At 31.4% G+C, this 24,461-nt stretch carries 26 protein-coding genes and 2 tRNA genes; 15 read left to right on the top strand and 13 right to left on the bottom strand.

The genetic code is table 11. The annotated features are described in order from the left end of the window. A complete protein-coding gene (rnhA, locus tag ACTS9J_RS00715) occupies positions 1-474 on the top strand; it encodes a ribonuclease HI (RefSeq protein ID WP_038336544.1) in 474 nt (157 codons plus the stop codon). A gap of 29 nt (positions 475-503) precedes the next feature. Continuing rightward, a complete protein-coding gene (locus tag ACTS9J_RS00720) occupies positions 504-1,418 on the top strand; it encodes a hypothetical protein (RefSeq protein ID WP_448352699.1) in 915 nt (304 codons plus the stop codon). Between the two features lie 60 nt (positions 1,419-1,478). Here the strand turns inward: ACTS9J_RS00720 and ACTS9J_RS00725 are convergent, their stop codons facing one another. Together ACTS9J_RS00725 and ACTS9J_RS00730 are read right to left on the bottom strand one after the other, a co-directional pair. After that, positions 1,479-2,252: a TrmH family RNA methyltransferase gene (locus ACTS9J_RS00725; protein WP_280035170.1), complete on the bottom strand. Its 774-nt coding sequence runs from the start codon at positions 2,250-2,252 to the stop codon at positions 1,479-1,481. Positions 2,253-2,291: 39 nt separating this feature from the next. Continuing rightward, positions 2,292-2,633 carry a DUF4377 domain-containing protein gene (locus ACTS9J_RS00730; protein ID WP_219034657.1) on the bottom strand — a complete coding sequence of 114 codons (342 nt, stop codon included), beginning with the start codon at positions 2,631-2,633 and terminating at the stop codon, positions 2,292-2,294. A 153-nt stretch (positions 2,634-2,786) separates the two neighbouring features. Between ACTS9J_RS00730 and ACTS9J_RS00735 the strand changes: the two genes are divergently transcribed. The 3 genes from ACTS9J_RS00735 to ACTS9J_RS00745 all read left to right on the top strand — a co-directional run bounded on the left by ACTS9J_RS00735 (position 2,787) and on the right by ACTS9J_RS00745 (position 5,253). Then, positions 2,787-4,079 (top strand): peptidase U32 family protein, encoded by a 1,293-nt coding sequence (locus tag ACTS9J_RS00735; protein WP_280035167.1) that lies wholly within the window; start codon positions 2,787-2,789, stop codon positions 4,077-4,079. 14 nt (positions 4,080-4,093) lie between these two features. Further along, on the top strand, positions 4,094-4,324 hold the full coding sequence (locus ACTS9J_RS00740; protein ID WP_038336269.1) for a ferredoxin: 231 nt from the start codon (positions 4,094-4,096) through the stop codon (positions 4,322-4,324). 371 nt (positions 4,325-4,695) lie between these two features. Next, complete coding sequence (locus ACTS9J_RS00745; RefSeq protein WP_280049495.1) at positions 4,696-5,253, top strand: 5-formyltetrahydrofolate cyclo-ligase; 558 nt, start codon at positions 4,696-4,698, stop codon at positions 5,251-5,253. On the opposite strand, the gene ACTS9J_RS00750 is transcribed toward ACTS9J_RS00745, so the two are convergent. Further along, a complete protein-coding gene (locus tag ACTS9J_RS00750) occupies positions 5,193-5,822 on the bottom strand; it encodes a hypothetical protein (protein ID WP_180905620.1) in 630 nt (209 codons plus the stop codon). The two genes, ACTS9J_RS00745 and ACTS9J_RS00750, sit on opposite strands and share 61 nt — an antisense overlap. Then, positions 5,806-6,888, bottom strand: a complete 1,083-nt coding sequence (locus ACTS9J_RS00755) for a hypothetical protein (protein ID WP_286495841.1) — start codon at positions 6,886-6,888, stop codon at positions 5,806-5,808. The genes ACTS9J_RS00750 and ACTS9J_RS00755 overlap by 17 nt, the downstream gene beginning before the upstream one ends. 306 nt (positions 6,889-7,194) lie before the next feature. On the opposite strand from ACTS9J_RS00755, the gene ACTS9J_RS00760 reads away from it, so the two are divergent. Then, the gene (locus ACTS9J_RS00760) at positions 7,195-7,452 is read left to right on the top strand and encodes a hypothetical protein (RefSeq protein ID WP_286495840.1); all 258 of its coding nucleotides are present in this window, start codon (positions 7,195-7,197) and stop codon (positions 7,450-7,452) included. Between the two features lie 30 nt (positions 7,453-7,482). Then, positions 7,483-7,704, top strand: a complete 222-nt coding sequence (locus tag ACTS9J_RS00765) for a hypothetical protein (RefSeq protein ID WP_180905617.1) — start codon at positions 7,483-7,485, stop codon at positions 7,702-7,704. Between the two features lie 62 nt (positions 7,705-7,766). On the opposite strand, the gene ACTS9J_RS00770 is transcribed toward ACTS9J_RS00765, so the two are convergent. The 4 genes from ACTS9J_RS00770 to ACTS9J_RS00785 form a co-directional block, all read right to left on the bottom strand. Then, positions 7,767-8,816: an NAD(P)-dependent alcohol dehydrogenase gene (locus ACTS9J_RS00770; RefSeq protein ID WP_286486698.1), complete on the bottom strand. Its 1,050-nt coding sequence runs from the start codon at positions 8,814-8,816 to the stop codon at positions 7,767-7,769. Between the two features lie 10 nt (positions 8,817-8,826). After that, entirely contained in the window at positions 8,827-9,747 is a 921-nt protein-coding gene (locus ACTS9J_RS00775) for a hypothetical protein (protein ID WP_448352700.1), read from the bottom strand. A 72-nt stretch (positions 9,748-9,819) separates the two neighbouring features. Then, positions 9,820-10,665, bottom strand: coding sequence for a hypothetical protein (locus ACTS9J_RS00780; protein ID WP_448352701.1), 846 nt, complete (start codon positions 10,663-10,665; stop codon positions 9,820-9,822). Between the two features lie 83 nt (positions 10,666-10,748). Continuing rightward, the gene (locus ACTS9J_RS00785; protein WP_291068818.1) at positions 10,749-12,863 is read right to left on the bottom strand and encodes a prolyl oligopeptidase family serine peptidase; all 2,115 of its coding nucleotides are present in this window, start codon (positions 12,861-12,863) and stop codon (positions 10,749-10,751) included. A gap of 199 nt (positions 12,864-13,062) precedes the next feature. On the opposite strand from ACTS9J_RS00785, the gene ACTS9J_RS00790 reads away from it, so the two are divergent. Continuing rightward, a complete protein-coding gene (locus ACTS9J_RS00790; RefSeq protein ID WP_448352702.1) occupies positions 13,063-14,487 on the top strand; it encodes an MATE family efflux transporter in 1,425 nt (474 codons plus the stop codon). Positions 14,488-14,521: 34 nt separating this feature from the next. Here the strand turns inward: ACTS9J_RS00790 and ACTS9J_RS00795 are convergent, their stop codons facing one another. Beyond that, positions 14,522-15,847, bottom strand: a complete 1,326-nt coding sequence (locus ACTS9J_RS00795) for a hydroxymethylglutaryl-CoA synthase family protein (RefSeq protein ID WP_448352703.1) — start codon at positions 15,845-15,847, stop codon at positions 14,522-14,524. A gap of 173 nt (positions 15,848-16,020) precedes the next feature. Between ACTS9J_RS00795 and ACTS9J_RS00800 the strand changes: the two genes are divergently transcribed. After that, positions 16,021-16,659, top strand: a complete 639-nt coding sequence (locus tag ACTS9J_RS00800; protein ID WP_291068824.1) for an HdeD family acid-resistance protein — start codon at positions 16,021-16,023, stop codon at positions 16,657-16,659. Positions 16,660-16,701: 42 nt separating this feature from the next. Here the strand turns inward: ACTS9J_RS00800 and ACTS9J_RS00805 are convergent, their stop codons facing one another. Continuing rightward, the gene (locus ACTS9J_RS00805) at positions 16,702-16,845 is read right to left on the bottom strand and encodes a hypothetical protein (RefSeq protein WP_168801854.1); all 144 of its coding nucleotides are present in this window, start codon (positions 16,843-16,845) and stop codon (positions 16,702-16,704) included. 34 nt (positions 16,846-16,879) lie between these two features. After that, complete coding sequence (gene cls, locus ACTS9J_RS00810) at positions 16,880-18,370, bottom strand: cardiolipin synthase (RefSeq protein WP_448352704.1); 1,491 nt, start codon at positions 18,368-18,370, stop codon at positions 16,880-16,882. Between the two features lie 133 nt (positions 18,371-18,503). On the opposite strand from cls, the gene ACTS9J_RS00815 reads away from it, so the two are divergent. The 4 genes from ACTS9J_RS00815 to der all read left to right on the top strand — a co-directional run bounded on the left by ACTS9J_RS00815 (position 18,504) and on the right by der (position 20,917). Further along, positions 18,504-18,579: transfer RNA gene (locus ACTS9J_RS00815), tRNA-Phe, on the top strand. 112 nt (positions 18,580-18,691) lie between these two features. Continuing rightward, complete coding sequence (locus ACTS9J_RS00820) at positions 18,692-19,042, top strand: phosphomannose isomerase type II C-terminal cupin domain (protein ID WP_448352705.1); 351 nt, start codon at positions 18,692-18,694, stop codon at positions 19,040-19,042. 35 nt (positions 19,043-19,077) lie between these two features. Continuing rightward, positions 19,078-19,506: an adenylyltransferase/cytidyltransferase family protein gene (locus tag ACTS9J_RS00825; RefSeq protein WP_180905607.1), complete on the top strand. Its 429-nt coding sequence runs from the start codon at positions 19,078-19,080 to the stop codon at positions 19,504-19,506. Between the two features lie 103 nt (positions 19,507-19,609). After that, positions 19,610-20,917, top strand: coding sequence for a ribosome biogenesis GTPase Der (gene der / locus ACTS9J_RS00830; RefSeq protein WP_180905606.1), 1,308 nt, complete (start codon positions 19,610-19,612; stop codon positions 20,915-20,917). Positions 20,918-21,025: 108 nt separating this feature from the next. Here der and ACTS9J_RS00835 read toward each other — a convergent pair. Next, positions 21,026-21,099: transfer RNA gene (locus ACTS9J_RS00835), tRNA-Arg, on the bottom strand. 191 nt (positions 21,100-21,290) lie between these two features. Here ACTS9J_RS00835 and ACTS9J_RS00840 point away from each other — a divergent pair. After that, positions 21,291-22,358: an ABC transporter substrate-binding protein gene (locus ACTS9J_RS00840; RefSeq protein ID WP_448352706.1), complete on the top strand. Its 1,068-nt coding sequence runs from the start codon at positions 21,291-21,293 to the stop codon at positions 22,356-22,358. Next, the gene (locus ACTS9J_RS00845; RefSeq protein ID WP_448352707.1) at positions 22,359-22,868 is read left to right on the top strand and encodes a MepB family protein; all 510 of its coding nucleotides are present in this window, start codon (positions 22,359-22,361) and stop codon (positions 22,866-22,868) included. It begins immediately after the preceding gene. Between the two features lie 22 nt (positions 22,869-22,890). On the opposite strand, the gene ACTS9J_RS00850 is transcribed toward ACTS9J_RS00845, so the two are convergent. Then, on the bottom strand, positions 22,891-24,396 hold the full coding sequence (locus tag ACTS9J_RS00850; RefSeq protein ID WP_448352708.1) for an NAD(P)H-hydrate dehydratase: 1,506 nt from the start codon (positions 24,394-24,396) through the stop codon (positions 22,891-22,893). Positions 24,397-24,461 lie beyond the last annotated feature (65 nt).

Raw genomic sequence — 24,461 nt, forward strand, 5'->3', positions numbered from 1 at the left:
ATGGCGATTGTAGCATATACAGACGGTTCGTCGTTGGGAAATCCTGGTCCAGGAGGATTTGGTTGTATTTTGTTGGAAACCGAGAAAAAAGTCAAAAAAGAAATTTCTCAAGGTTTTCGACTAACAACCAATAATCGAATGGAATTGTTGGCAGTTATTACGGCTTTGGAAACGCTAAAGTTCACCAACACGGAGATTACTATTGTGACGGATTCTAAATATGTGGTAGATGCTGTGGAAAAACGTTGGGTTTTTGGTTGGGTGCAAAAGAATTTCAAAGGAAAGAAGAATGCTGATTTGTGGAAAAGATTTTTAGAGGTTTATAAAATTCATCGCGTAAAATTTCAATGGATAAAAGGTCATGCTGGACATCATTGGAACGAAGAAGCTGATAAATTGGCGGTTGCGGCAGCAAATAAACCAGAAAATTTTAAGATAGATTCTTACTTCGAAATTCATCAAAACGAAGAATAATTTTCTACTTTTGTGAGGCAGAGAGAAAAATGAAAATGAAGACGTTGTGGAGATTTCTCCTACTACTTTTAATTACAATTTACAGTTGTTCGCCTAAAAAAGAAAAAGGTGAACTTGTCTACTTTAGTGGACGAATCGCAAATGCGCAAACAGATAGCATTTATCTATTATTGAATAATCGTGAAAAAGCTTTTGCTTTAGATTTTGATGGAAACTTTTCGGATACTCTTCAGTTAGTTGACGAAGGCTACAAAACACTTTCTATCGAGCGCGAAGAGTTTACAATTTATTTGATTCCAGGTGATAGTTTGATTCTAAATACAGATTTAAAACATTTGGAGAATAATTTCAAATTCTCTGGAATAGGAAAAAATCGAAACAATTATTTGGTTGACAAAAGTTTTAAAACGGATAAATTCTTAACTGAACATACCGAATTATTTAAACTTGCTCCGCCAGATTTCAAAAATCAAATCAAAAAGTTTCATCAAAAAGTTTTCGAAAATTTAGAAAAATTAGAAGTTAATTCTTCGTTCATCAAAACAGAAAAAACGAATTTAAATTACGATTTTATCAATTTGTTGTACATATACAAGGATTCGTACACTTACTACAATCCTGCTTCACAACAATTACCCGTTAATTTTTTGACAGAATTAGACGAAATTGATTTAGATAATGACGAGTATTATAGAACGTATCAGAGTTACCGTAATATTGTCTTAACAAACTTACAAGAAAAATTATATCAAGGTCTTTCCCCAGATACTTTATTGGAAAACATCAAAAGTCAATCGATAAAAAACGGATTTATTAATTCATTAATCTATGAACTTGATCCAAAAGATCCGAATAGCAACGGAATTTATCAAGCGATACAAAAACACTGTAATTATCAACCTTGGTTGAATGAGGCTGCAAAGCGCATGAAAAAATTTGGTTGATAACTTAAAAAAATAAAAGCCACTTCGAAAGAAGTGGCTTTTATTTTTTTAAGTTATCTCTTATTGTCTTTGTCTCACAGCTTCGTAAACACAAATCGCTGCTGCGTTACTCACATTTAGCGAATCTACAAAACCTAACATCGGAATTTTAATCAACAAATCTGAATGATCAGCCCAAAAGTCCGAAAGTCCTGTTGCTTCAGTTCCTAAAATAATCGCAGATGATTTTGTAAAATTAGCCTCGTATAAATTCTTTGTTTCATCTTTCAAAAATGTTGAAACAACTTGAATATTTTTCGACTTTAAGAAATCCAAAACATCCTCTTTACTTGCTGATGTAATTTGATTGGTAAACAATGTTCCAACCGAAGAACGAATCACATTCGGATTGAAAAAATCAACTGTTTCATCACAAACAATTACAGCATCTACTTTTGCTCCATCTCCAGTTCGTAAAACTGCACCAAGATTCCCTGGTTTTTCTACAGCTTCCAAAACAACAACCAACGCATTTTCTGGTAATTGTAAATCCGTTAATGTCGAAGATTTCGTTTTATAGGCACCGATAATTCCGCCTGTCGATTTTCTATACGCAAGCTTTTCAAAAACTTGTTTGGTAATTGTAAATACTTTTGCCTGTCCAAAATCAATTGATTTGTTATAAATATCTTCGCAAATATAAATTTCAACCGCTTCGTAACCACCTTTTACAGCTAATTCATTTTCTTGTGTTCCTTCCACAATAAATAAACCTTGATTTTTACGTTCTCTCGATTTTTCTTGCAATTTCAGCAAGTTTTTAATCCTTGGATTTTGAAGACTTTCTATTAACATTTTACAAAATTACTCGAAATTCTTTGAAGTAGATTCAAATTATTTCATTGTTGCTAATTTTTTACTTACAACTTTTACTAACTTATATTTTAATGAAGATGCATCTGCTGGTGGATTTTCAATTTCAGATTTTGAAACAATAATTTGATATTCATAACCTGGTTCATGCTTAAATCCTTCAATCTGATTATAAAAATATTGCCATTCAGCTGCATTTGCTTCTTTTACCATCATACATTGCATTTTTGCAACTCCTGCGGTACATTCTCTTGTTTCTGGAGCAACTGTTAACAATTCTTCTCCTTGTTTCAATTCTTTAGTTGAAGCACAAGAGGCAAATAAACCGATACTTAAAATACTTGATAAAATAATTTTTTTCATGGAATATCATTTATTGTTTGACAACAAATATTATGCTAAAAACTAACTTAAACTTCAAAGTAAATTCATTCTCAAAAATTTAACTTGATTATAAATAACTTAATCACTTGTATTTTTTGTTGTACCTTTGCACCTTAAAATCAGAATTTTCGTATGACCAAAGATGGAAAAATGGAGTTGATGGCTCCTGCTGGGAATTTCGAATCGTTACAAGCGGCTTTAGATAATGGAGCTGATTCTGTATATTTCGGAGTTGAGCAGTTGAATATGCGTGCGAGAGCATCAATAAACTTTACAATGGACGATTTACCAGAAATCGTAAGACGTTGTGAAGAAAAAGGTGTGCGTTCTTACCTTACTTTAAATACAATTATATACGATCACGATTTATCTTTAATCAAAAACTTATTGGACAGAGCAAAAGAAGCAAATATTACGGCTGTTATTGCGATGGATCAATCTGTTATTGCTTATGCAAGACAAATTGGGATTGAGATTCATATTTCGACACAAATTAACGTTACGAATATCGAAACAGTAAAATTCTATGCAATGTTTGCTGATACAATGGTATTGTCGCGTGAATTGAGTTTGAAACAAGTGAAAAAGATTTGTGAACAGATTATCAAAGATGATGTTCGTGGACCGAGTGGAAATTTAGTTGAAATCGAAATTTTCGGTCACGGAGCATTGTGTATGGCTGTTTCAGGTAAATGTTACTTGAGCTTACATTCGCACAATTCTTCTGCAAATCGTGGAGCTTGTAAACAAAACTGTCGTAAAAAATATACGGTAATCGACCAAGAATCTGGTTTCGAAATCGAATTAGATAACGAATACATGATGTCGCCAAAAGACCTTTGTACAATGGAATTTTTGGATGAAGTGGTTGATGCTGGTGTAAAAGTATTGAAAATTGAAGGTCGTGGACGTGCTCCAGAATACGTTGCAACTGTAATTCGTGCGTATAGAGAAGCGATTGATTCTATTGCGGATAAAACATATTCAAAAGAAAAAGTGGATTACTGGATGGGATTATTGCAAACTGTTTATAATCGTGGTTTTTGGTCTGGATATTATTTAGGTCAAAAATTAGGAGAATGGTCTGCTGTTCCAGGTTCTATGGCAACTCAGAAAAAAGTTTATATCGGAAAAGGAGTTCATTTCTTCCCAAAACCAAGTATTGGTCAATTTGTAATTGATGCCTATGATTTGAAAATTGGAGATTTAATTTTAGTTACAGGACCAACAACTGGAGCCAAAGAAATGGTGGTAACAGAAATGATGGTGGAAGATGTAAAATCTGATACAGCTAAAAAAGGTGATTCGATTACAATTCCGATGGAATTTAGAATTCGTCCATCTGATAAATTATACAAATTAGTAAAAGTAGAAGAGCCAGGAACGCAACAAAATAGTGTTGAAGAAGGCGCTTATTCTCATTAAAAAAATAGTTATCAATGGTCATTATTACGTTACAACGCGATAAATGCATCGGATGCAACTATTGTTATGAGTTAGCACCAGAACGATTCAGAATGTCAAAAAAAGATGGTAAATCTGTTTTATTAAAAGCAATTGATAAAAAAGGTTTCCACACGTTGAAAGACCCTGATCATTCTATCGCAGATAATTGCGAACGTGCTGCCAAAGCTTGCCCTGTAAATATAATTACAGTAAAAGAAATTTAGGTTAAAACATTAGCTATATAAAAGTCCATCAAAATTTTGATGGACTTTTTATTTTTTTAATTTTATTTAATTAATATACAAATTCATAAAAGATATTTACGGTTTCCCTTTTTTTTTATAAGCAACCTTTTATACATATTTGCATCTATATAGAAAACAAATAAACTATAAAATGTCTAAACCGAAAAGAATTCACAAAACTTACAAAAAGTCTTTATTCAGTAAAATGAAAGTAAAACCGGTAAACTTATTACTATTTATGGCAATCGCTTGTTTTATTTTTGTTTTAGTTTTTCTAAATTAATTGGAATTTATTACTCTCTACTTTTTTACTTTGATAATTTCTTAACTTCGTATCAAACTACGAAGAAATGACAAAATCTGAAGCTAGAAAATATTATCGAACGTTGAGAAAATCATTCACTAAAGAAGAAGTGAATAACTTGAGTGATCAAATTTTCGAACACATTAAACAATTAGATTTTTCTACAGATCAGACTTTTCATATTTTCTTACCTATCGAAAAAAATAACGAAATCAATACTTATCCAATCATAAATTGGCTATTTCAACAACAAAAAGAGGTGGTTTTGCCTTTGGTTATTGGCGATGATATGATTAATTGTAAAGTAGAAAAAGGTTTCGAAACGGTATTAAATTCACTTCAAATTCCAGAACCTATTCAGTATTCAGAAATTGATTCTAAAGCTATTGATGTTATTTTTATTCCAATGTTTGTTGCCGATAAAAAAGGAAATCGTGTAGGTTACGGAGGAGGATATTATGATAAGTTTTTGGCAAGATGTAGAGCTGATTCAAAAAAAATAGGTCTAACTTATTTTAGACCTATCGAATATATTGAAGACGCTTATTTCGGCGATTTTCCTCTTGATTTCTGTATTACTCCAGACGGAATTGAATCTTTCTGAATCGAGTCTTTTTTATCATTTAACGTTCTAAAATAGAATTTAAACTCTCGTTGAAATTTGATCGGCTCTTGTTTTAACACAAATACCCCAACATGATTATTGGTTTCGATTAACTTTTTATCCGAATTGAAATAATTAATTGTATACGCAATTCGCTTAATAGAGTCTGGTGTAATTGAATCTTTTGGTAAAATTGCAAATTTAGAAACGGAAGTAAATGTTACTTTTTTCGAACGAAGTTCTCTCAATAACGAAAATATTTCGGTCGTATCTTTTTTAGGAAAATAAGATAACAATTGATCTCTCAACAAACTATCAACAACCGTATCATTGGTATTAGATGCCAGCGCCGAAAGCTCGAAAAACTCGCGCAATTTTTGTTTTGCAATAAAATTTACAGCTTCTACCGAATCCATTTTATTACTTACTGTCGATGCTTCGTTTTTGTAACCTTTTATCGCTTCTGGGTTATAATCTCCTTTATATTTATCGTCTTTGCACGAAAATATCATCCAAACACTCATCAGCAATATCATGCTAAACTGAACTATTTTACTTATCGTTCTCATCTTGCTGGATTTTAAATTTTAATTTCACAATTTTTCCATTTTTCCTTTCCGATTCGATCAAAGAAAAATTCTTTAACGATGTCGTAGGCATTGTAACTAAATTGATATATTGTTGTTTCGAAAGAATCTCTACACCAAAAAAATCATTGTCATACACTTGATAAATCAACGCATCATCCGCAATCATTTGATTTAGCTTAGAAATTCGTTGTTTCAGATCTTTTGCTGAATTCGAATAATAATACAGCATAATTTTATAATCATCTGGCTCTAACAAAAGCTTTTCTGGCTGATTATATTGATGCAAATTAACCTTAAACGTATCTTGTTTATAATAAGGTGAACTCACAAACATCTTGATTGTATCTTTTTGCGATTCGAATTTGATACAACCTGTTTTCGTTGATAAATAAAGTGGCGTAAAACCATCTCTAATAATTGTAACCTCAACAGAATTGGTAATTGCAGCTTGTCTATCCGAATCTACAAAACAAAATTCATATTCTCGCTGACCAAAAATTGAATAATAAATAGTTGCTCCAATTCCGCTCAACAAAACAACTGCTGCTGCTATTATCGAAATCAATTTTAGCTTAGGTTTTGTTTTAGCAACTTTCTCTTTTACCGGAATTATTTCTTTTTCTGTTGATGGTTTAACTTCTGCTGGAATCTCTACTTCAGATTCTTCTGGAATTATATGTTCTGATGAAAAATTTTCGTTTTCTGTTGCTTCAATCGTCGATTCTTCAGTCTTATTTGGACCAAAATGTTCGATTTTCTGAACATTAAGAAAGTGTGCCCAATTTTTATATCCACAATATTGTGCCAAAAGATTGAGCATATCAATACGCGGAAGTTTCTTAAAATCTGACTTAAAATACGTATAAAACCATTTTTCACTAACAGTAGATCTGGTTTTATTGAATAAATCGTCTTGAAAAGATGTAATTTCTTGCCCCTTCCAATCGGAGATATTTTCGGATTGAGCAGAATTTTCTTCCAAAAATCGATTTGAAATCGTTTTTTTCAGAATTTCGAAAATTTCTATATCTGTAAATTTGCTCAAAAAAATAAAATTTATAAAGTTGGTTTTCAATATTTTGTAAAATAATTTCGATTTTACAAATTTTCTTTTAATACAACTACAAATAAAATAATTTTTTTGATATGTTGAGTTGTATTTCTTTATTAATGCTTTGTTAAATGATTTCTTTTGTTGTAAAACATTTGTTGAATATTAGATGATTGGATTACAATCATCTTACAACTATTTTACTTCAAAAAACTTTGATGTCTGCTTAACTTTGGTTCAACAAAATGATTGAAAAAATCAAGAAAAAAAAATCAATTAAACATATCAAAAATTAAAGTTATGAAAAAATTAGCATTAAACGTAATCGTATTAGGAGTAATCGGAACTTCATTTGGTCTAACATCTTGTAATTTATTTGGATCGAAAGAAACAAAAACTGAAACAGAAGTAAAAAATGACACGATTACAACAATCGAAGATTCTGTAAAAATTGACTCTGTAGGAAAAGATTCTGTTGTTATCAAAGATTCGGCAGTTGTAAAAGAAACTCCTGTAAAAGTTGAAACAACTACGACTACAACAACAGAGAAAAAATAATTTGTAGAATAGATTAAACAAAAAAATCAAATGAAAAAATTAGCGTTATTCGCTTTTGCAGCGATTTCTTTCACAGCAATTTCTTGTAAACAAGAGGCAAAAAGTATTGGAGAACCAACAACAGTTGCTGAGGATTCTGTAAGTGTTGAAAAAGCTGAAATTCCTGCGGCAGATTCTGTAGAAGGAGTTACGGTAGATTCTTCGAAAACTGTAAATCCAGCAGAAACAACAAAAGATTCTGTTGCGAAATAGAACTTGAAAACTCAATAAAAAAATCCGCTTAATGAGCGGATTTTTTTGTTTTTATATCTAAATTAAGATTCTTTCAATGATTTAATATCAATCACAAAACGATATTTCACATCCGATTTCATCATTCGTTCGTATGCTGTATTAATGTTTTGAATATCGATCATTTCTACATCAGACACAATATTGTGTTCTCCACAAAAATCTAACATCTCTTGTGTTTCCTTGATTCCTCCAATTAAAGATCCTGCCAAATTACGACGTTTCATAATCAATAAACCTCCGTGAACAGCATCTAAAGGTTCAATAGCTCCCACCATACACATTGTTTTATCTAATTTTAATAATTGTAAATATGGATTAACATCGTGTTTCACAGGAATTGTATTCAATAAAAAATCGAATGAATTTGCGTGAGCTTTCATTTGCGTTGCATCTTTCGAAATCAAAACCTCATCAGCCCCAAGTTTCTTTGCATCTTCACCTTTCGACTCAGAAGTTGTAATCATTACCACATGTGCACCCATTGCTTTTGCAAATTTAACACCCATATGTCCCAAACCTCCAAGACCGATTACACCAACTTTATCGCCCGCTTTTACATTCCAATGACGCAAAGGTGACCAAGTTGTAATTCCCGCACACAACAATGGCGCAGCAGCTTTTACATCGATATTTTCGGGTACGTGAAGCACAAAATCTTCTTCTACCACAATATTTTCTGAATAACCACCGTAAGTGATTCCGCCATGTTTCGAGTTTTTAGAATTATACGTTCCTGTAAAACCATTTTCACAATACTGCTCCAAACCTTCGTCGCAAGAATGACAATGTTGACAAGACTCTACCATACAACCTACTCCAACCAAATCTCCAACTTTGAATTTCGTCACTTCAGAACCTACTTCTTTTACTCGACCAATGATTTCGTGTCCAGGAACAACCGGATAATTTGGTTTTCCCCAATCTCCTTTCGCTGTGTGAATATCGCTGTGACAAACCCCACAATACTCGATATCGATAAAAATATCTTTCGCATGTAAATGTCTACGTTCTATTGTGTGTGGCGCTAATGGATCAGTTTCGTTAAACGCTGCATATGTTTTTGTACTCATTTTATATTTATTAAAGGTTATTTAATATTTCTCTTTGTTTATCTATAGAATAATCTGCCTTACAATCTAAATTAAACTCTGAATTATATTTCGTCACATAACTATTTAAATCAGAACATTTCGATAGTATTTCAAATTCTTTATTTTTTGTATCAAAAATAATTCCTTTATAATCATTTGTATTAAAAGTTATAATTCCTTCTTTCACAAGATTGATATAATTTTCTGAATAACCTTCTGGAACGTCCTTCGTATCTAAAACAGTCGAAGCAATTGCTCCAGCAATTCCAAACATCATTAAATAGCCATTATTTTGTTGTGATTTTGGCAGTTCCATGTACAAATGATGATCTGATCCTGCTTTTACTCTAACATAAGCAAAGTTTGGAATCTCTTTCGCTAACAAGATTTTTTTATCTTTTGCAATCTTTTTTATCTCTTTTACATTAAAATAAACATCTCCATTTCGTACAATTGCAAAATAATCTCGTTGTTGAAATTCAGGAAATTTTCCTTTTGTATCATAAAAATTAACCAAATCTGCCGATTGTTCAAACAAGTCTGCATAAAGATTTGGTTTCATTTCAAATGCTTTACTTTCTACATTCTTGGAAACAAAATCGTCTTTAGTCATATAAACTCCATCAGGATAACTAAAAAATTCTTTGCTAAACACACCTTTTATTTCAGGAATATTTTTAGACAAATTTTCAGAATCATAAACCAAATCGAAATCTTTTACTCTAACTACCGCGAAAGTATTTTTTGATAAATCTGTTTTGAATTGTAATCCTTTTCCATCATTAATGTATTTTACATCTCTTATTTCAAAAGAATTATTTGTGCTTTTAGAAGTTATTTTCGCTTTTGATATATATTGTCCAAAAGCAAAAGTAGAACATAAGGCAAGTAGAGTAAATAATTTTTTCATTCGATTATATTTTGGATAAAATTAAAAAATCCACCTGAATAATCAGATGGATTTTAGGGTTATTATAATTGTTTATTCTTGCGAAATCATCAGTTTTCTTACATCATCTAAAAAATCATTATCCTTTTCACAAGGAATCCTTTTATTCAATTTATTTTCAAAATATTCATTAAATCTCTTACAGTTTTTTACAGCATAAAATTTTTGTTCATTATTTAATAAAATAAAAGGATACAAAATATATTTTAACCTATAAGGTGCTCCATAATAACTTCCTACAGCCATTTTTGTAATTGCTTCACCTGAAGGAATAGCAGATATTTCGCTGTAAAAATAATCTGAATTTGCAAACTTTACTTTTAAGAAATAGTTTTTTGAATAATCTATCATAAAACCACCTTTCATTTCCTTCGCTTCGTTTTTATTAGATGCTTTTATGCTTAAGTAAAGATTTCCTTTGTAAACAACTGCAAAAGTATTTCTTAAAATATCATCACTTCCAACATATTTAAAAGCCATTAAGTCTTTTGGATTATCATAATATTTTTGACCTTCTTCTCTTCCAACAACCTTTTTTGTTGAGGAAGGAATTTTTTTATAAAAATCTTCAATTGTTTCATAAATACCTTCAGGCAAATCATTTTCATAATATTTATCCTTTATTTCGGTATAAGTATTTTGATCCACTTTATTAATAAAATCAATAGAATCAAAAATAATTTCAGAAACATCTTCTTTTATTATTGCTTGATTAGAAGACTTATTCATTTTAAGTTTATATTCATAAACTTTATCTCCATAAAAAACATCTTCAACTTCCATTTTTTTTCCGTCTGATAAAACTAAAGTTGCTTTTTTAATATACTGTCCAAAAGAAAGAGTAGAGCATAAAATAAATAGTGTTAATAATTTTTTCATTCAATAATATTTTGGATAAAATTAAAAAATCCACCTGAATAATCAGATGGATTTTGGTTTTATTGACTGAATTAAAAAATCTTTTATTTCAATTTTTTGATTCCCATGTTCCACAAAGTGAATGCATATTTATCAGCTGTTTCATTGATCACAACTTCTGTCGAACGACCTGCTCCGTGACCAGCTTTTGTTTCAATTCTGATTAAAACTGGATTATCACACGCTTGTTTCGCTTGTAAATTAGCCGCAAACTTATACGAATGCGCAGGAACTACACGATCATCATGATCTCCTGTTGTGACTAATGTTGCAGGATAACATGTTCCTTCTTTTACGTTGTGAACTGGTGAATATCCTTTCAAATACTCGAACATTTCTTTACTATCATCAGCTGTTCCATAATCATAGCCCCAACCTGCACCAGCAGTAAATGTATGATAACGTAACATATCTAAAACACCAACTGCAGGCAATGCTACTTTTGCTATTTTTGGATTAATTGTTTCTGTTGCTCCAACTAATAAACCTCCGTTAGATCCTCCTGATAATGCAGTAAAATCTGGTGAAGTGTAATTGTTTTTCTGTAAGTATTCTGCAGCAGCAATGAAATCATTAAAAACATTTAATTTATTGAATTGACGCCCTCCATCGTGCCATTTTTTACCATATTCTCCACCTCCACGTAGGTTTGGAACAGCATAAACTCCACCATTTTCAATCCAAGCAGCAGTTGCCGGACTAAATCCTGGCGTTAAACTAATATTGAATCCGCCGTATCCGTAAACGATTGTAGGATTTTTACCATTTTTCTTCAATCCTTTTTTATACGTAATAATCATCGGAACTTTTGTTCCATCTTTTGACGTATAAAAAACTTGTTCAGAAATGTAATCATCTGAATTAAATTTCACATTTGGTTTAATGTAAACATCCGAAGAACCTGTTTCTACATTGTATTTGTAGCTTGTAGATGGTGTGATATAATTTGAAAATCCGAAATAGATTTCTTTCTCTGATTTTTTCCCTCCAAATCCTGATGCAGAACCAACTCCAGGCAATGTAATTTGACGAACTTTTGATCCATCATATTTGTATTGCTCTACAACCGAAATTGCATCTTTTAAGTATTTAGCAAATAAATAACCTCCTCCTGTAGAAACAGATAATACATTTTCAGTTTCTGGAATAACTGTTTTCCAAGCAGCTTCGCTCAAATCAGAAATAGCGGCTTTAACTACTTTATTGTTTGGAGCTTTGTTATTTGTAAAAATGTAGAAAGTTTCCCCATCATTATCAATCACAGAAGTATTTGTATCAAAGTTGTTCACAATCGTTTTGATTGGGCTATTTGCTTGAGACAAATCTTGATAATACAACTCATTTCCTGTTGTTGTATTCGCAGCTGTAATAATTAAGAAACGCTCATCATCCGTCAAATAAGCACCAACATAGCGACGAGGTGTTTCTGCTCCTCCAAAAATCAATTGATCTTTTTTCTGAGCCGTTCCTAATTTGTGGTAATATAATTTGTGTTGATCTGTTTTTTCTGATAATTCAGATCCTTTTGGTTTATCATAAGAAGAATAATAAAAACCGTCGTTTCCTTTCCAAGCTGTTCCAGAGAATTTAACATCAATCAATGTTTCTCCAACTTGAGTTTTATCTTTTGCGTTAAGAACAATTACTTTTCTCCAATCCGATCCACCTTCTGAAATAGAATATGCGACTAAGCTTCCATCTTTAGAAAAACTAACATCTGCTAAAGAAACAGAACCATCTTTTGAGAATTTATTCGGATCTAAAAAAACTTCTTCTGTTCCGTTTTCACCTAATTTACGGTACAAAACTGAGTGTTGTTGTAAACCATCATTTTTGTAGTAATACGTATAATCTCCTTCTTTAAAAGGCGTCGAAATTTTCTCGTAATTCCAGATATCCGTCAAAGATTTTTTCAATTGTGTACGTAATGGAATTTCATTCAAATAAGCATAAGTTGCTTTATTTTGTTCGATCACCCATTTCTTAGTATCCTCAGACAAATCGTCTTCCAACCAACGATATGGATCTTGTACATTTTCTCCAAAATACGTATCAACATGATCAATTTTTTTTGTATCTGGATACTTTTTCTTATAACTCTGTGCATTCACTCCTACCATAAGCGCAACATTAAATAAAATAAAAGCAGTTTTTTTCATTTCTTTTCTAATAGCTGTTTTGGTAAAGATAATAAAATCAAAAAGATAAATTGGTATTGAAAAAAATGATTTAAATTTGCGCAAAATCCTCTCAGATTTTAATTAAAATGAATACTTAAAACTTCGCGGCAACTTAACGTTAAATTCATTTTGATTTAAAAATTTATCAAGTATTTTTAATTAGAAAAACCAAAAAAAAATGACTGTAGAAAAGTCTTTAACAGCCAAAATTGGGTCTATTTTTTCGTTGATTAAACAATCTTTTTCAAGCGAAAACTTAGATTTAACCGCATTACCAATCAAAAAATCAGTATTTCTATTAGCAATTCCGATGATGTTCGAAATGGTGATGGAATCTGTCTTTGCATTGGTCGATTTATATTTTGTAGGACATTTAAAAGAAAGCGCTTTCGCCATACAAACCGTTGGTCTTACAGAATCTTTATTAACAATTGTTTATTCGATTTCAATAGGAATAAGTATGGCTGCAACTGCCATTATTGCACGAAGAATTGGAGAAAAGAAACCCGAAAAAGCTTCGGAAAGTGCTTCGCAAGCAATTTTATTATCGATAATCATTACAATTCTGTTGAGTATTTTCGGATTTATATTCGCCAAAGATTTATTGATTTGGATGGGATCATCTGAACAAGCCGCAGAATACGGGAAGAATTTTACTAAAATAATGATGGCAAGTTGTTTATCAATTGTGTTATTATTCTTGATTAACGGAATTTTTCGCGGAGCTGGAAATGCAGCAATTGCGATGAAAAGTTTGTGGTTAGCTAACGGAATAAATATTATTCTGTGTCCAATTCTTGTTCGCGGATGGTTCTTTTTTCCTGAAATGGGATTAGAAGGAGCAGCCTTAGCTACTGCAATTGGTAGAAGTGGTGGTGTGGTTTATCAATTGTATGGTTTAACGAAAAAAGATTCATTAATTCAAATCAAATGGAGTTATTTCGTTCCAAAATCTAAACTAATTATCAATATTGTAAAAATTGCAGTTCCTGCTATTGTACAATATATTATTGCAAGTTGTAGTTGGATTATTCTTGCGCGAATTGTTGCTCAATCTGGTGGAGAAATTGCGTCTTCTGGTTATCAAACAGCTTTACGACTGATGATGTTTTTTATGTTACCTGCTTGGGGATTGAGTAATGCTGCGGCAACTTTAGTTGGTCAAAACTTAGGAAATAAAGATCCCGAAAAAGCAGAAAAATCAGTCCTTATGACCATGAAATTTAATATCATCTACATGTTGATTGTAAGTGTTATATTCTATGGATTAAGTAATTATTTAGTTTCAATTTTTACAACGGAAGCGCATATCAAACTTGTTGCAAAAGAAGGAATGTACATTTTGGCAACTGGTTTTTTATTATACGGAATTGGAATGGTAATGATGAATGCTTTTAACGGCGCGGGCGATACAATGACGCCAACGATTATCAATTTTGTTGGATTTTGGTTATTCCAAATTCCATTAGCGTATGTGTTAACGTATCATTTCAACCTAAAAGAAGAAGGCGTTTTTATAGCAATTCCTGTTTCGGAAACGTTTATTGCAATTTTAGCATTTATTCTCTTTAAACGAGGGAAATGGAAGCAGAAAATAGTATAAAAAAATCGCTCAAATGAGCGATTTTTTTATGTTTCTATCCTTTGTAAGTATAATATCTCGCTCCTTTCAAATCTGGAATTTCAGTTTCAATGCGATCTAAAGCAAATCCTTTCGAATCATTAATAGATCTTTTCAGATTTTTATTGTGGAGATCTTGGTATTGTTCAAAAGAAATCGCTTCTCTTTGATTCAAATAATTGAACAAATCCATTTTATTCATCACATTCTTCCAACCTTCACCAATTTGTCCTTGAAAAACTTTAGATTTAGATCCAGAACCATATGCAATAAATCCAACAGTTTTTCCATTCAACTCTTCATCATTATCAGCACTCACTTGTAAAGCTGATAAAAATGCCGTGAAAACAGAAGCTGTGTACATATTTCCGATCTCTGAAGAAGCACGTTGAGTTGGTTCTACTTTTTCTTTGATTAAGGCTTTATATTCATCCGATTTTGAAACAATTTTCAAGTTCTCATTCGAATTATCTTGACCATTTTCTAACGCAAAAACATCCGAAAACATTCTTTTTCCTTGAAATGCATAAGGCAAGTGAAAAGCAATATATCGCCAATTTTCGTACAATTTATCTCCAACAGCAGCTTTTTCTTTAAAATCAAAATAAGCTTCTCTAACTCTGTTTTTATAACATTCGTTAGAATATTGACCTTCGAAAACTGGTTCATCAGAAAAGATTTCGATTTCAGATTTTGTAGTTCCTAAAGCATTCAAAATTGTTGCATCAGAAGTTGCTTGATGAGGCTTGAAGAAATCAAAAACAGATTCCATGCCAATTCCCCAATTGTTATCAAACGCAATCAAATCTGGTTGGTTAGAAATTAACATCGCTACTGCACCAGCACCTTGCGTATATTCTCCCGTAGATTCTAAACCATATTTTGCATAATCGGCTGCAATTACAATCGCCTTTTTAGCTGGATTTACACGAACATAATCGATAGAATTGTGCATCGCATCTACTCCACCCACGCACGCAAACGTCATATCCACAACATCTGTGTGTTTGAAAGGACGTTCTCCAAATTGACTTGCCAAAACAGATTCCACTAACTGAACCGCGTAAGTTGCCGTTGGTTTTGCCCCATCCAAAGCACTTTCTGTTCCTAAATAAATTCGTCCGATTTCATTTGGATTAACATTAAAATCTGTAATCAATTTCAACAAAGCATTCGCAGCAATCGTTGCTGTATCTTCGTGAGCGTCTAAAACTGACATTTTCTTTAAACCCAAACCAATTTCAAGTTTATCAGGATCAATATTACGCTGAATTGCTAAATCTTTTATTGGTAAATATATATGCGGAACGTAGATAGAAGCCGCCTCTATTCCATACTTCATTTTCGTTGATTTTTAAGCGAACTTCAAAGTTAAGAGTATTTAATTTTTAGTAAGCATGAAATAAATCCTGAATTTTAAGAAATCAATAATCATTATAAAAAAACAAAAAAATAGAGGTTTAATTAGAATATTTCTTAATTTTAAGTCTATAATTTTAAATATTTTTTTTCAAAATGGCTCGTACTTTTTACAAATCAATCAAAAATTCTGTCAAATATTGGTGGATTTTATTAATCATTGGATTATTATTCGTTGGACTTGGAATTTATACATTCGCATTTCCAACAGCATCGTATGTTGCACTTTCAGTATTTTTTGCTGTATCTTTTTTATTCTCTGGAATTTCGGAAATTGTTTTTTCGATCTCAAACAAAGATGAAATTGATAGTTGGGGCTGGACATTGACATATGGAATTATTACAACTATTGTTGGATTTATGTTAGTTGTAAATCCAATTCTAAGTTTAGAAGTTTTTGCTTATTATGTTGGATTTTTAATTTTATTCCGCTCAATTTCTGGAATTAGTTATGCTTTCGACCTAAAAAATTATGGCGTAAAAGATTGGGGAATTTCTCTGTTCTTAGCTATTATTGGATTAATCATTTCCCTAATTTTATTATCATCTCCACAATTAGCAGGTTTAACAGCTGTTGCATGGCTAGGATTAGCAGTTATTTCTACCGGATTATTTGCGATTTTTATTTCATTACAATTGAAGAAAATTAAAGATATCCCGAATAATATTTCAGACGATTTGAGAAGTCGATATGAAGAAATTAGAAAAGAAATCGAAGATTTTAAAAATCAATAAAAAACAAAAACCTCCACTTTAATTGAAGTGGAGGTTTTTGTTTTATTTTCCTAAGATTCCTTCTAAAAATCCAGTTTTAAAAGATTCAATCATAACATCTGGTTGATCTATAAAATTTAGAAAACCATAAGCTAGAACTGCACCTATAGCAATTTTTCCAATTGATAACAAAGATAGCTTTTTCATATTACCTTGATTTAAAATTAAATATAATAAATATTTACAATATCGGTGCTAATAATCTACAAATCGATGCAAACGCACGGTTATACCAAGGTCTATTTTCCCATTTTTCAATATTTAATAATTCTGAATCCTCTTTATCTATATCAAATTGAGCACTCATTTGTTGCAATAACGTCGTGTTTTCAATCACCGAAGTAATCTCGAAATTAATCATAAAACTACGATAATCTAAATTCACTGTTCCAATAAAAGCCAATTTATCATCAACCGTTATTGTTTTGGCGTGAATAAATCCTTTTTCGTATAAATAAACTTTTACACCCCGCTTCATCAAAGGTTTTAGAAACGATAATGACGCTTGTTGTACCACTATCGAATCACCTTCTTTAGGAATAATCAGCTCCACTTCTACTCCACTCGAAACCGCAATCATCATCGCTGTTTTAAATTCGTCACTTGGTATAAAATATGGCGTGCACAATTGCACTTTCTTTTTCGCCAAAGTAATTGCCAAAACCATCGCTTCCATTGCCGAATGTAAATCACTTCCTGGTGAAGAAAGTCCAAAACTAACCGTTGAAAAATCGTTCTTTTCTTTACTTGAATAAAAATATTTTGGATCAGAAATATTATACTTTTTGCCTTCTGTCATCATCCAATTTAAGTAAAAATGCAATTGCAAACTATTGATAGAATCTCCTTCAATCATCACAGAAGTATCACGCCAATAAACCTTATTATTTGGGCTTATTACACCATTTTGATTGATATATTTATCACTAATGTTAATTCCGCCTACAAATGCTTTTTGGCCATCAACAATCAAAATTTTGCGGTGATTACGGTAATTAGAATTCGCCAAAGACGAAAATCGAACAGGTAAAAATGTTTGAAATTCCACACCTGTTCCATCGAATCTTGATTGATGTTTATTCAGTTTTGGTGAACCAAAATCATCCGCGGTTACACGAACTTCTATACCATTTTTAGCTTTTTCAATCAGAATATCAATGATTTCATTTCCGATATGATCTTCATCAAAAATATAATATTCGAGATGAATATGATCTTTCGCTTCACGTAAAGCTTCCAAAAAAAGAGGGAATTTTTCTTCTCCATTTGTCAACAACTTTACTTTATTATTTGTAGCAGGATAAGCAACTCTTGCATTGTTTAAATAACGATAAACCTGTGAAAACGAACCTATTCTTTCTTTTACTTTATCTAAATCATCTTGAACAAATTGATCCATTTCAGCCCATTTTTCATTGATGATTTTTTGATGATTCTTATCTATTCGTTTAAAAAATTCATCTTTTTTAAATTTCTGTCCAAAGAAAAAATATAGGATTATTCCAATAAACGGTAGAAAAACAATCACTAATATCCATGCAATTGTTTTGGTTGGGTTTCGATTTTCGATCAAAATAGTAACAATCACCATTATATAAAGGATTGTAAGCGGAACCCAATACCATTCTTTGATAAAATTCCAGATGTGCAAAAGTGTGATTGACCATTCCATTTGTTACAGATTCGTAATTTTTTTATAAAAATAAATGAATAAAAATCAACTGCTTAAAAAATTAACAGAAAATATTTAAAAATAATTTTGGAAATGATAAATAAACCTTCTTATATTTGCAATCCAAAATGACGGTGCCTTAGCTCAGTTGGTAGAGCAAAGGACTGAAAATCCTTGTGTCCCTGGTTCGATTCCTGGAGGCACCACCACATTTATAAAACCTCAAGCATGTGTTTGAGGTTTTTTTTTTGAATGAACATAACAATTTATTCATCGAGTATTTTAGAGTTGTATCTAAATATTCCGTAAATTGCATAAAACATGGAAATAGGAAACAGACCTTGGGGTTCTTACTATGTATTAGAGGACACCGATATATATAAATTAAAAAGAATAGAAGTGAATGTTGGCGGGCGTTTATCTTACCAATATCACAATCATCGTGCAGAAGTTTGGACAATTGTTCAAGGAACTGCAATGGTGACACTTGATGATAAAGAATATGAATACAGAGCGGGAGAAGTCGTTATTATTCCATTAAAAGCAAAACATCGTATTCAGAACATAGGTAATGAGACATTAATTTTTATCGAAGTTCAGCATGGTACGTATTTTGGCGAAGAAGACATCATTCGCATCGAAGATGATTACAACCGATCATCTGAAGATTAAGAAAAACTAACTATAAAAGACTAAACTAATTGACTATGAAAATCGGAATTACATTTAGTGCTTTTGATTTGCTCCATGCTGGACATATCAAAATGCTAGAAGACGCAAAACAACATTGCGATTATTTGATTGTAGGTTTACAAACAGATCCAACATTAGATCGACCAGAAAAAAACAAACCAACACAAACTGTTGTAGAACGCTACATTCAGTTAAAAGGTTGCAAATTTGTTGACGAAATTGTGCCTTATGCAACTGAAGAAGATTTGGAAGATGTTTTGAGATCTTTCAAAATTGATGTGCGTATTTTAGGTATTGAATACCAAGACAAAAACTTCACAGGACGTAAATATTGTGAAGAAAAAGGAATCGAATTGTACTACAATTCAAGAGACCACCGTTTCTCAAGTTCTGGACTTAGAAAAGTGGTTGCAGAAAAAGAACTTCTTAAAGTTGTAAAATAAAAATTGAGTAAGGTTAGAGTTTATCTAACCTTTTTTATTTACAATACTTTCTCAATCAAAAAATTAATGTAAAAAATAATTCTAAAAATTATACCTTTGCAAAATGTCAAATATAGTTGCAATTGTAGGAAGACCAAACGTTGGTAAATCTACGTTCTTCAACAGAATGATCCAAAAAAGACAAGCTATCGTTGATGACACTTCTGGTGTTACACGTGACCGTCACTATGGAAAATCTGATTGGAATGGAAAAGAGTTTACCGTAATCGATACCGGAGGGTATGTCGTTGGTTCAGATGATACCTTTGAAGAAGAGATCCGCAAGCAAGTTGAATTGGCTATCGATGAAGCAAATGTAATTTTGTTCATGGTAGACAATCAAGTTGGTTTAACGGATATGGATAAGGAAGTTGGCAACCTTTTAAGACGCACTAAGAAGCCTACATTCTTAGTTGTGAATAAGGTCGATACCAACAAAAATTTAGACGATTCTTATGAGTTTTATAACTTAGGATTCGAAAAAATGTACACAATCGCTGCAATGAGCGGAAGTGGAACAGGTGAATTATTGGATGATGTAGTAGATTGTTTTACAGAAGAAGAACACATTGATCCATTCGAAGGTTTACCTAAAATTACGATCGTAGGTCGTCCAAATGCTGGAAAATCTACATTAATCAATGCATTATTAGGTGAAGAACGTAATATTGTAACCGATATCGCAGGAACAACACGTGATTCTATCGAAACGTTGTACAATAAATTTGGACACGAATTTGTTTTGGTAGACACTGCTGGAATGCGTAAAAAAGGAAAAGTTAGCGAAGATTTAGAATTTTATTCTGTGATGCGTTCGGTTCGTGCAATCGAAGAATGTGACGTTTGTGTCTTGGTAATTGATGCAGAACGTGGAATTGAAGCACAGGATTTGAACATTCTTTATTTAGCAGAACGCAACCGAAAAGGTGTTGTCATCTTAATCAACAAATGGGATTTATTGGAAAAAGAAACCAATACAATGAAAGAATACAAAGATGCTATTCTAAAACGTATTGCGCCTTTTACAGACGTTCCTGTGTTGTTTATCTCGGCTCTTACAAAACAACGTGTCTTGAAAGCTGTTGATACATTTATCGAAGTTTACGAGAATCGTAGTCGTCGTATCAAAACAAGTAAATTAAACGAAACCTTGTTACCGATTATCGAGATTACACCTCCACCTGCAGTAAAAGGAAAATACATCAAAATCAAATATGTAACGCAGTTACCTACAAAAACGCCTCAATTTGCGTTTTTCTGTAACTTGCCGCAATATATTAGAGATCCTTACAAACGATTTATTGAAAATCAATTGAGAAAGGAATTTAATTTTGAAGGAGTTCCAGTTGAAGTTTACTTCAGAAAGAAATAATAAAAATCCAAAAAGTCCATTTACAATTTGTAGATGGACTTTTTTATTGATAACAATAGAATTTAACATTCATAAAAAAAGCTCAACGATTGACGCTGAGCATTTTTGTGACCGAGACAGGATTCAAACCTGTAACCTCTTGAGCCGTAATCAAGTGCGCTATTCAGTTGCGCCACTCGGCCGTTTGAAATAATTGAAAGTATTTTCCCTTATTTTCGAATGCAAATATACAGCACTTTTATCGTAAAAACCTAAGCTTTTTCAGAAAAATTTTTAACAATAATTTAATTTACAACATATCAATTGCTTACAAAAATATTTTTTTATGATTTTGACAGAATTCTTAACTTGCTTCCTCTAAATTCAATCCAAAATGATTAAAAAATTAATTCTAAGTTCATTCATTCTTCTTGCCATTAGTAGTTGTAAACAGTCGAAAGAAGCTGTTAAAACCGAACAAGAAAATACAACTTTTCAGTTTGCGAAAAATATTTCTATCGAAGAAAACAACGAAACAATCACGATAAAATCTTCTGGAAATACGATTTCATTTGATAAAAAAGACTTGCCAATCAAAACTGTGATGGTAGAAACTTCGTCTGCTGTGACGTTTTTAGATCAATTAGGAAGTCTTGATTTAATCAAAGGAGTTTGCGATGCAGATTTTATTTACAATCCTAAAATTGCCGAAGGAATTGCTAATAAATCAATCTTGAAAGTTGGAAATTCGAACGAATTATTCACAGAAATTATCTTAAAAAATAAGCCACAATTAATTATTGCAAATTCAAATCCTGTTTTGGCAAAATTTCATCAACAATTGGAACAAAATGGGATAAAAGTATTGTATTTAGATGAATACAAAGAGCAAAATCCAATAGGACAAGTTGAGTATTTGAAGGTTTTCGGAAAATTATTCGGAAAAGATACAGAAGCTGAAAAACGCGTAGAAACGGTTAAAAATAATTACGATTCAATCAAAAATATCATTCAAACCAAAGCACAAGGTAATGTTTCAACAATTGTGAATACAATGTATGGCGATATTTGGTATGTACCAACAAAAGATTTGTTACAAGCGAAGTTGATTGATGACGCAAAAGGAAATTATATTTTCAAGAATAAAACAGGTGAAAATAGTTTGAGTTTAACGTTTGAAGAAGTTTATACAGCTGGAAAATCTGCAAATTATTGGATCAATGTAACAAATGTGAATTCGTTGGCAGAAATGAAAGCTTCTTATCCAAATTATGCGTGGTTTGATGCATTTAAGAAAGGAAATGTCTACGCTTACAACAAACGAATGAATGCAAAAGGTTCGAATGATTATTTTGAACAAGGAATTCTTCGTCCAGATATTATTTTGAATGATTTAGGAAAAATTTTCTATCCAAATTTATTTCCAACGTATGAGTTGTACTTTTATCAACAATTGAAATAAATGACTGAAATTATTCAAAAATTCGAAGATTTTGTTCTAAAATCTTCGAATTTATCCATTTCAACTCTTGAAAAAGATGCAGAATGTGACGAATATATAGGTTATAATTTCAATGTTAATGAGTTTTCTATAAAATTTAGAAAATCGAAAATTACGCCTAAAAAAGTTGGTCAATTTGTAACATTATGGAAACGAAATACAGCTAAACAAACCGAACCTTTCGACGAAAATGATGGTTTTGATTATTACATTATTGCGGCAGAAGATAATTCTAAACTAGGTTTTTATATTTTTCCGAAATCAATTTTAATTGAAAAACATATTTTGACCTCAATTAAAAAAGAAGGAAAAAGAGGTTTTAGAGTTTATCCGAATTGGGTAAAACCTGAAAATAAACAAGCGGAGAAAACTCAAAATTGGCAACAAGATTATTTTGTAGAAGTCAACAATCAACAAATTGATAAAACCAAGTTAGAAAAGATATTCAACAAAAAACGGAATTCAAATTAAGTTCCGTTTTTTTGTTATTTTTTCAAAAATTCGAATCCAAATAAAAATAAGCTTCACTGATAAAATCACTAATATTTGACGCAATTAAACTATGTGGATGAATTTTATTTACAGCCAAATCTCCAGCCAATCCATGTAAATAAACACCTAAAATTGAAGCTTCTGATGAATTATAACCTTGTCCAATTAGCGACGCAATAATTCCACTCAACGTATCTCCAGATCCAGCAGTTGCCATTCCCCAATTTCCCGTGGAATTGAAATAAATTTTACCTTCGGATGTAATAACTGCAGTATAAAAACCTTTTATAATAAATGTCAATTGATGAAAAACAGCAAGTTTTTTAACTTTTTCTAATTTCTCAAAATCATTTTCCCATTCTCCAATTAAACGTTGTAACTCTTTTGGATGCGGTGTTAAAACTGAATCTTGTGGAATCAACGTAAAACAATCTTTCTGATTAGCTAAACAATTTAATGCATCAGCATCAATCAACAAAGGTTGTTGTTGATTCTTAATCCAATTGATAAAATTTGCTTCTGTAGTTGGGTGTTTTCCCATTCCCATTCCAACGGCAACTCCTTGATAAATTTTTATCTCAGGAAAATGTTCAATTTGTTTTTCTGAATCATCAACCAAACTCATTGATTCTATCAAATTTGTTTGCAAAATATTTAATCCACATTGAGGAGTATAAGTCGTTACCAAACCACTACCCGTCTTCAAGGCTGCTTTTGCACTTAAAATAATTGAACCTATTTTTCCTAAACTTCCACCAATTATCAACATATGACCAAATGTACCTTTGTGCGAAAACTTACTTGGTTTCTTTAGAAATTTCTGAACATCATTTTTCTGTATAAAATAATAATTTGTCTCAAATTCATTACTCACATTCTGTTCTAATCCAATATCTAATAAAATAAATTCATCAGTGTAAATCTGATTTTCAGGAAATAATAAACCTAATTTAGGAACCTGAAAAGTATATGTTTTATTTGATTTACAACACGGAAAATATTTTTGCATAGGAGAATCAGCAATAAAACCAGAAGGCAAATCTATCGAGATAATTTGCGTCGGATTTGACTCTTCTATTTGATTGAAGACTGAATTCCAATCATCATGCAAAGGTTGATTAATTCCAATCCCGAAAATAGCATCGATAATAACTGAATTTTCAGGAAGTTGTAATTCTTCATTCAAATTAAAAAAATGTAAATCATCAGAACAAAAAAGTTGTTGATTCTTTAAATTATCTTCGCTATAATTCTCTGATTTCAATATATAAATCAACGTTTTATAGCCTAATTTTTTCAATTCTCTTGCAACTCCTAATCCATCTCCTCCATTATTTCCTTTTCCGCAAAAAATAATAATTGGTAATTCTTTAGATGGAATATCATTCACTACATTTTCAGTCAATTTCAATACAGCTCGCTCCATCAAATCCCAAGAGGATATATTTTGATGTTTGATCGTTAATTGATCCCATTCTTTTATCTGTTTTGAATTGAGTATTTTCATGAATAATATTTGTTTACATAAAGGTAGTAAATAAAAAAAGGAACTCAAATTGAGTTCCTTCTAGT

The organism is Empedobacter sp. ULE_I140 (genome assembly GCF_053482575.1).